The 7,276-nt window shown below is 69.4% G+C and carries 9 protein-coding genes; 5 read left to right on the top strand and 4 right to left on the bottom strand.

Annotated features, from left to right (window positions below; genetic code table 11):
* From VF794_RS05025 to VF794_RS05015, 3 genes are all read left to right on the top strand, one after another.
* On the top strand, positions 1-492 hold a 492-nt coding region (locus VF794_RS05025; RefSeq protein ID WP_331108033.1), incomplete at its 5' end, for a formylglycine-generating enzyme family protein.
* A gap of 219 nt (positions 493-711) precedes the next feature.
* Positions 712-1,599, top strand: a complete 888-nt coding sequence (locus VF794_RS05020) for an ADYC domain-containing protein (RefSeq protein WP_331108032.1) — start codon at positions 712-714, stop codon at positions 1,597-1,599.
* A 76-nt stretch (positions 1,600-1,675) separates the two neighbouring features.
* Positions 1,676-2,683 (top strand): type 1 glutamine amidotransferase, encoded by a 1,008-nt coding sequence (locus VF794_RS05015; protein ID WP_331108031.1) that lies wholly within the window; start codon positions 1,676-1,678, stop codon positions 2,681-2,683.
* 8 nt (positions 2,684-2,691) lie between these two features.
* Here the strand turns inward: VF794_RS05015 and VF794_RS05010 are convergent, their stop codons facing one another.
* Positions 2,692-3,627: a sterol desaturase family protein gene (locus tag VF794_RS05010; protein ID WP_331108030.1), complete on the bottom strand. Its 936-nt coding sequence runs from the start codon at positions 3,625-3,627 to the stop codon at positions 2,692-2,694.
* Between the two features lie 148 nt (positions 3,628-3,775).
* Between VF794_RS05010 and VF794_RS05005 the strand changes: the two genes are divergently transcribed.
* On the top strand, positions 3,776-4,381 hold the full coding sequence (locus VF794_RS05005) for a hypothetical protein (RefSeq protein WP_331108029.1): 606 nt from the start codon (positions 3,776-3,778) through the stop codon (positions 4,379-4,381).
* Between the two features lie 147 nt (positions 4,382-4,528).
* Positions 4,529-4,852, top strand: coding sequence for a hypothetical protein (locus tag VF794_RS05000; protein ID WP_331108028.1), 324 nt, complete (start codon positions 4,529-4,531; stop codon positions 4,850-4,852).
* Here VF794_RS05000 and moaC read toward each other — a convergent pair.
* From moaC to VF794_RS04985, 3 genes are all read right to left on the bottom strand, one after another.
* The gene (moaC, locus tag VF794_RS04995; protein WP_331108027.1) at positions 4,846-5,295 is read right to left on the bottom strand and encodes a cyclic pyranopterin monophosphate synthase MoaC; all 450 of its coding nucleotides are present in this window, start codon (positions 5,293-5,295) and stop codon (positions 4,846-4,848) included. The two genes, VF794_RS05000 and moaC, sit on opposite strands and share 7 nt — an antisense overlap.
* A complete protein-coding gene (locus VF794_RS04990) occupies positions 5,292-6,479 on the bottom strand; it encodes an aminotransferase class I/II-fold pyridoxal phosphate-dependent enzyme (protein ID WP_331108026.1) in 1,188 nt (395 codons plus the stop codon). The genes moaC and VF794_RS04990 overlap by 4 nt, the downstream gene beginning before the upstream one ends.
* A gap of 11 nt (positions 6,480-6,490) precedes the next feature.
* A partial coding sequence (locus VF794_RS04985) for an NAD(P)/FAD-dependent oxidoreductase (RefSeq protein ID WP_331108025.1) occupies positions 6,491-7,276 on the bottom strand: 786 nt, incomplete at its 5' end.

Below are 7,276 nucleotides of genomic sequence, written 5' to 3'. Positions count from 1 at the left end.
CGCTACACCTCACGCCCCTCGGGGGTGGAGCAGGACTGGCGGCGCATGCCGGTGGGCGCCATCGACTACGCGGACGCGAAGGCCTACGCGGCGTGGCTGGCCCACACCGGCCGCGTGCCTGGCGCGCGGCTGTGTACGGAGTGGGAGTGGGAGCGGGCCGCCCGGGGCGTGGACGAGCGCGAGTTCCCCCACGGCGACGCGCTGCAGCCCCACGAGGCCAACTACGACGAGACCTATGGCAAGCAGGGCGCCAGCTTCGGCCCGGACGAGGTGGGCAGCCACCCCACCTCGCGCAGCCCCTTCGGCCTGGACGACATGGCCGGCAACGTCTTCGAGTGGGTGGACTCCGTCCTCCAACCCGGCCGCCCGGTGGCCCGCGGCGGCAGCTACTACTTCGGCTCCAGCACCGCCCGCATCCCCAACCGTGAGACACCCGAGCCCGGCCTCCGGGACCTCAGTGTCGGTGTGCGACTGTGCGCGGACGCCCCTTGAGTGCCCGGCAGCGAATGCCGCTCGCGTCCGCCCGATAACACACACACCGTCCTTCGGTGCCACGCGCCTCCCCACTCACGTAGGAATGGGGCTGGGGTCGCCCTCCGCCAACACACGACCCCGCCCCCACGGAGTCCCATGCGCTCGTACTCGATTTGCTTCTGGCTCGCCGGTACCCTGTCTCTGTCTGCCTGCGCCAACTCCCTCGCCCCCGAGGAGATGGCCCCCCGCACCTTCGCGGCCCCGATCACGGTGGAAAATGGCAGGGATCTCAACGGCAGGGATCTCAACGGCAGGGACCTCAACGGCTCGGACCTGTCGAAATTCATGGTGAGCGTGAACCTCAACCCGGCGAAGAAGGGAGGGGCGACGCTCGATGATGCGTGGCTCGATGGCACCACCTTCTATGGGTACAAGGGCAGCAACATCTACCTGGGCGCGGATTTCATCGGCATCGAGTTCCAGGGCAACCTGGGCGATGGCAGCACGGTGCCGGTGCGCATCGCCAGCATGAACCCGGCCCCGGCACCCAACGGCGATGTGACCCTCTACAACGTGGAATACCGCGACGCGTCCGGCGTGTGGCAGCCGGCCTGCGAGGATGCCGCCGGAAGTGCGGTGCAGGCCCTGCCGCTGCAAGGCATCTGGGACTACCGCCAGGGCGTGACGGGCGGCGGCTCGAAGACGAATGACCCACAGCGCTTCACCTTCGCCTGCCTGGGAGGCGCCCTGGCCAAGTGCACGCTGTGGGGCTACCGGCCGTGGGCCAGCTACAACGGCGTGCCGCTCGAGTCCTACCACCAGGCGTGTACGCGCATGGTGCGCGCCGACTACTGCGGCACGGGGCAGAGCTACACGAAGACGGGCAACCGCATCGACTTCTACGACGAGCTCGGCATCCAGAAGGACACCGAGAACTGGTTCTTCGAGGCGGAGTGGGACGTGAACGGCGCCCGCTGCATCTACTCCCTCAACCGCACGAACTCGGACCTGCCCTGCTTCGACTCGCGGGCGGACCTCCTTTGTGGCCAGCAGCTCAACTCGGGCCGCGGAGCGCTGATGCGCAACGAAACCCCCGGGACCCTGGGCGTGGATCTCGGCCTGTAGGGCACCAGTGTCATCAACCCAATGGAGCACGGCACGTTGGCGTCCTTGAGCGCGCCAGCGTGCCAATCTTCCCGGCATGAACGAGTCGCCTTCGACCTCCCCCACCGCCGTCGTTCTGATCCATGACGAAGAAGCGGGCCCCGGGCAGCTCGGCCCCGCCTTGCGGCGCGCGGGCTTCGCCCTGGATGTCCGCTCGGGAGCCCCACACCCCGAGGACACGGAGGCGGACCTGGTCGTGGTGATGGGGCGTGCCCTGGGACTCCAGGAGGTGCAGCCCCCTTCCCTCCTGGAAGAACAACGGCGGTTGCTGGCGCGCCGCTTGGAGTCGGGCCGGCCGAGCCTTGGCATCGGAGCCGGCGCGCTGGTGCTCGCCGCCGCGGCCGGGGCCCGCGTCCACCCGGGCGAGAAGGGCCCGGTGCTGGGAGTGCACCCGGTGTCGCTGACGACGGAGGGACTGTCGGACCCGCTGTTCGCCGGCTTCGAGGAGTTCTTCGACGTCCTGCACTGGCAGGAGGACACCTTCGAGCCGGTACATGGGGCGCAGGTGCTGGCCTCGACCGCCCGCTACCCACACCAGATCTTCCGGATGGGTCACTCCTATGGCGTGCAGCTCCACCCCGAGGTGGACGGGGACCTGTTCGAGCGCTGGGTCCGTAGCGCGCAGCGGGACGTGGCCCGCGTGGGGCTCGATGCCGAGGAGCTCCTGAAGCGGGAACGTCCTCGGCTGGCGCGAGTGCAGCAGCACGCGATGCTGTTGATGGAGCGGCTGGCCACCTTCTGCGCGCGGCAGGTGGGAGCGGGAGGCGGAGAGCGCTACCTCTTCACCGTGGAGACGATCCAACGGTTGGCGGGCCGGGGCGTGCTGCTCTCCCCGGGCATCCCGAGGCGTTCGCCCATCGTGCGTGTGGGGCAGACCATCTCGCTCAAACGGCCCGATGGCTCGCGCGTGGAGGGCACCGTGCGAGGCATGGCCAGCTTCGGGGAGACCGGGGCGGCCATCCCCCTGCTCGTCCTGCTGAACGCACCGGATGCCGAGGTGCCGCCCGGCTCGGAGGCCCTGACCTCCGAGCCCTTGACGGTATAGTCGCCCGACTACACCGCGACCGCCTGCCCTGCCTCGTGGACCGGAGTCGGGGCCTCGGCCTTCTTCCCAGCCGCGGCCTCGCGCCGCAGATCCTCGGTGGTCTCGCCATTGCCATCGGGGCGCCAGCCGGGCGGAGCGAAGAGGTAGCCCCACACCTCGCGGAGGCCGCGGGCGCTCCTCACATCGCGCAGGAACGGGCCGAACTGGTGGAAGACAATCTTGAGCGGGTTGTTCGTCTTCAGCGGGTGCACCAACCCGTACCGGCAGGGCAGGTCGTCGCGCTCGGCGACATACGTGCCGAAGAGGCGATCGAAGACGACGAGCACCCCCCCGTAGTTGGCGTCCAGGTAGTCGACGTTGGCCGCGTGGTGGACGCGATGCGCCGACGGGGTGTTGAGGATTCCCTCGAGCACACCCAGCTTCGGCACCCAGTCCGAGTGCACCCAGAACTGGTAGCTCAGGTTGAGGGTAAACGCGGCGAAGATGGACTCGGGGGTGAAGCCGAGAAGGGCCAGGGGTGTGAAGATGGCGTAGGAGCCCGTGATCTGTGACGTCCAGCCGAGCCGACCCGCGGCGAGCAGATTGAGCTCATTCGAGGTGTGATGCACCGCGTGCGAGAGCCAGAACCACCGCGAACGGTGCCCGAGCCGGTGAAACCAGTAATAGAAAAACTCGATGCCGAAGAACAGGACCACCCATGACCAGACACCCTGGGACGAGGCCTCGAAGAGCCGATGCTCGTAGAGCCAGTAGGCCCCCGGGAGCGTGACCGCGAGCGGAATCAACCGGGTGACGCTCCGACCCAGGCTCACGGCGAGGGAGGCAAGGGCGGAACGCCAGCCGTACTCGCGCTTGAAGACAAACTTGTACGCCAGCACTTCCAGCAAGAGCGCCCCAGTGGAAATGCCAAGCAGGAAGATGCCCAGGGGGCCGAGGTGGTTCATGAGGAGCCTCTCGCGAACAGCGCGCGGTGATAACACCGCCCTCTGGGAGCGACAACGGACCGCCAGTTCCAGCTTTTGGCCACGGCCCCTGTTCTTCGGCAAGATGCCGCGCCGCTGCTACCTGTCGCAGCCCAGAAGGAACCCCTACATGAACCGCTTCATCGCCGTCGCTTCGCTGTTCGCCGCTGCCCAGTCCTTCGCCGCCGAGCCTTCCGCCAACGCCCAGGTGGATCAGAAGGCCGCCTTCGAGCGCCTGAAGTCCCTTGCTGGGGAGTGGCAGGGCCAGGCCGGCGCTGGGACCAACGCGTTCCCCGCGACCGTGACCTACAGGCTCGCGTCTGGCGGCTCGGTCGTGCTGGAGACCATCATGCCGGGCACGCCGCACGAGATGCTCTCCATCTACCACCTTGATGGCGGCAACCTCGTGATGACGCACTACTGCGCCTCCGCGAACCAGCCGAAGATGAAGCTGGACACCACCGCCTCCACGAAGGACGAGCTGAAGTTCGCGTTCGCGGGCGGCACCAACCTGGATCCGGCGAAGGACGGCCACATGCACGCCGGTGCGCTGAAGTTCGACGGGGCCTCGCTGGTCGCCGACTGGACGATGTGGGCCGGCGGCAAGGAGCAGGGCCACCACGTGTTCAACCTCAAGCGCGCCAGCGCCGCTGCGGCTCCTGCCGCCCCCGCGGCTCCTGCGCCCGCGGCCAAGCCCGCGGGCAAGTCGGCGGCGGCGCCCCAGCCGAAGCACTGACAGGCGCACTCCGCTCCGAGCTGCCAGCCCCCAGACTGGCAGCTCGGGCACGCCCTCGGGAGAGCAGCCACCGAGGAGACAGGGGCTCGCTGCATCGCGAGCACAGCCATGTCCACCTTCGCTCAGAGGTCTGAGAGGAGGCGGAACATGGTCCTCGGAGTAAAGACGCGACTCATGCTGGCAGTGGCGGTGGCCGCAGCGGCGCTGTTGGCGCTCACGACCGCGGACGCGCAGATGGATCCCACCAGCGGTTCCCCCACGACGCCTGGGATTCCGCAGACGACGCCCGGCACCACGCCCACGACGCCCCAGCCACTGCCGAGCTTCGGCGAGGACGCTGGCATGGGTGGCTCGGGATTCACCCCGCCGGCTTCCGTGCCCGCACCGTTCGGAGGGGACCAGGGCCCGGGCGGCTCGGGCTTCTCGCCCCCCTCGACGCTCGGCGGGCGGGACGGGGGATTCGGCTACTGAGCGTCACCGCCCTCGCGGTCCCAGGTGCCGGAGCGACCGCCGGACTTGTGGTCCAGTTGCACGCGCTCCATCACCATCCCCCGGTCCACGCTCTTGCACATGTCGTAGACCGTGAGCGCCGCCGCGCACGCCGAGGTGAGCGCCTCCATCTCCACGCCCGTCCGGTCCACCGTACGCACCGTGGCGCGGATCTCCAACCCGCCCTCCACCGGGGTGAGGTGCACCTCCACCCCGGAGAGGGCGATCGGGTGGCACAGCGGGACGAGGTCCGGGGTGCGCTTGGCCGCCATCACTCCCGCGAGGCGCGCGGCGGCCAGCACATCCCCCTTCTCCACCTTGCCCTGGAGGATGCGCTCCAGCGTCTCGGGAAGCATGCGCAGGAGCGCGGTGGCCACCGCCACGCGCTCCGTCTTCTCCTTCCCTCCCACGTCCACCATCTTCACCGGTTCATTGCCTCCGCCACCGCGGCGAGCAGGTCGTCCGCGATGTCATCGGGATCTTCCAGGCCCACCGAAACGCGGATGAGGCTCTCGCCGATGCCGGCGGCCTGCCGCTCCTCGTGAGTCATGCGGCGCGCGCTCGCGCTGGCCGCGTGCATGACCAGCGTGCACACGTCTCCGAGCGACGGGGCCGCCCGCGCCAGCTTCACCGCCTCCAGGAAGCGGAAGCAGTCCGGCCGGCCCGCGCCCTTGATGTCGAAGGCCACCATGCCGCCAAAGCCGCCCAGCAGCACCTGCTTCGCCACCGCATGGTCCGGGTGACCCGGCAGGCCCGGGTAGTGGACGCGATCCACGAGCGGCGACTCGGAGAGCCGCTGCGCCACGTGCAGCGCGTGCTCGCAGTGGGCCTTCATGCGCACCGGCAACGTACGCACGCCGCGCAGGGTGAGCCACGCCTCGAAGGGCCCCAGCACGTCACCGCCCAGCAGGCGCGCGGAGCGCAGCACCGCCATCTTCTCGCGGCTGCCGCTCACCGTGCCGCCCAGCGCGTCGCTGTGCCCGTTGAGCCACTTCGTCGTGGACTGGATGGAGTAGTCCGCGCCCAGCTCGCACGCCTTCTGCCCGTACGGCGAGGGGAAGGTGGCATCCACCGCGAGCGCCGCGCCCACCTCCCGGCACGCCCGGGACAGCGCCCGGAGATCCGGCACGCGCAGCAGCGGGTTGGTGACGCTCTCGGCCAGCACCAGCTTGGGGCGCAGCGCGACGATGCGCTCGGGCGCCGAGGCCTCGGCGAGGATGACCGCCTCGAGGCGCACCCGGGCCCGCTCGGCGAGCTTCTTGAAGAGCAACCGGGTGACGCCGTACCCGTCCGCCGGCATCACCACCACGTCGCCGGCCTTGAGGTTCTGCGCCTCGAAGACGGCCCGGAGCGCGGCCATGCCGCTGGAGTAGGCCACGCAGGCTTCCGTGCCCTCCAGCGCCGCCACCGCCTCCTCCAACAGGGCGGCGTTGGGCGCCGAGATGCGCGAGTAGACGTAGTCCTTGCCGTCCAGCGCCTCGTCCAGCTCGTCGCTGCTGTCGAAGAAGCTCACCGCCGACACGTGGATGGGTGGCACCACCGGCTGGGCCTTGCTGCCCGTCACCTGCGCGCCCGCGTGCACCGCCACCGTCTTCTGCTTGTTGCTCATGGTGTCCTCGCCTACTGGCCGTGCTCGATGAGCCAGCGCTCGGCGTCGATCGCCGCCATGCAGCCCGTACCCGCCGCGGTGATGGCCTGACGGTAGTAGCTGTCCTGCACGTCGCCGCAGGCGAACACCCCCGGGATGTTGGTGCGGGTGCTGCCCGGCACCGTCTTCAGGTAGCCGCCCTGGTGCGTCTCCAGCACGCCCTGGAAGAGGTGCGTGTTGGGCGTGTGGCCGATGGCCACGAACAGGCCCGTGGCCGCCACCAGCTTCGTGTCACCCGTCTTCAGGTTGCGCACCACCGCGCCCGTCATCCCCCTGCCGTCGCCCACCACCTCGTCGACGGCGCTGTCCCAGAGGAAGGAGATCTTCGGGTTGTTGAGGGCCCGGTCCTGCATCACCTTCGAGGCGCGCAGGCTGTCGCGCCGGTGCACCACGGTCACGCTGTTGACGATCTTCGCCAGGTAGGTGGCCTCCTCCATGGCGGTGTCGCCGCCGCCCACCACCAGCACGTCCTGCTTCTTGAAGAAGGCGCCATCACAGGTGGCGCACGCGGACACACCCCGGTTCTTGTAGGTGTCCTCGCCCTTCACTCCCAGCCACTTCGCGGTCGCCCCCGTGGCGATGATGATCGTCTCCGAGTAGCAGCTCGCGCTCTCGCCCTGGATGAAGAAGGGGCGCTTGGAGAGGTCCACCTTCACCACGTTCTCCATGTGGATGACGGTGCCGAAGCGCTCGGCCTGCTTCTGGAAGCGATCCATCAGCTCGGGGCCCGTAATCCCCTCGGGGAAGCCGGGGTAGTT

The sequence above is a fragment of the Archangium sp. genome (assembly GCF_036389735.1).
Lineage (GTDB): Bacteria > Myxococcota > Myxococcia > Myxococcales > Myxococcaceae > Archangium.
Note: the sequence above shows the minus strand (reverse complement) of the source record. Positions and strands in the feature narration are given on the sequence as shown.

Bases quoted from the DNA above. Each gene is read 5' to 3' on its own strand.
- VF794_RS05015 (WP_331108031.1), top strand. From the start codon at position 1,676: ATGAACGAGTCGCCTTCGACCTCCCCCACCGCCGTCGTTCTGATCCAT.
- VF794_RS05000 (WP_331108028.1), top strand. From the start codon at position 4,529: ATGGTCCTCGGAGTAAAGACGCGACTCATGCTGGCAGTGGCGGTGGCC.
- VF794_RS04990 (WP_331108026.1), bottom strand. From the start codon at position 6,479: ATGAGCAACAAGCAGAAGACGGTGGCGGTGCACGCGGGCGCGCAGGTG.
- VF794_RS05020 (WP_331108032.1), top strand. From the start codon at position 712: ATGGCCCCCCGCACCTTCGCGGCCCCGATCACGGTGGAAAATGGCAGG.
- VF794_RS05005 (WP_331108029.1), top strand. From the start codon at position 3,776: ATGAACCGCTTCATCGCCGTCGCTTCGCTGTTCGCCGCTGCCCAGTCC.
- VF794_RS05010 (WP_331108030.1), bottom strand. From the start codon at position 3,627: ATGAACCACCTCGGCCCCCTGGGCATCTTCCTGCTTGGCATTTCCACT.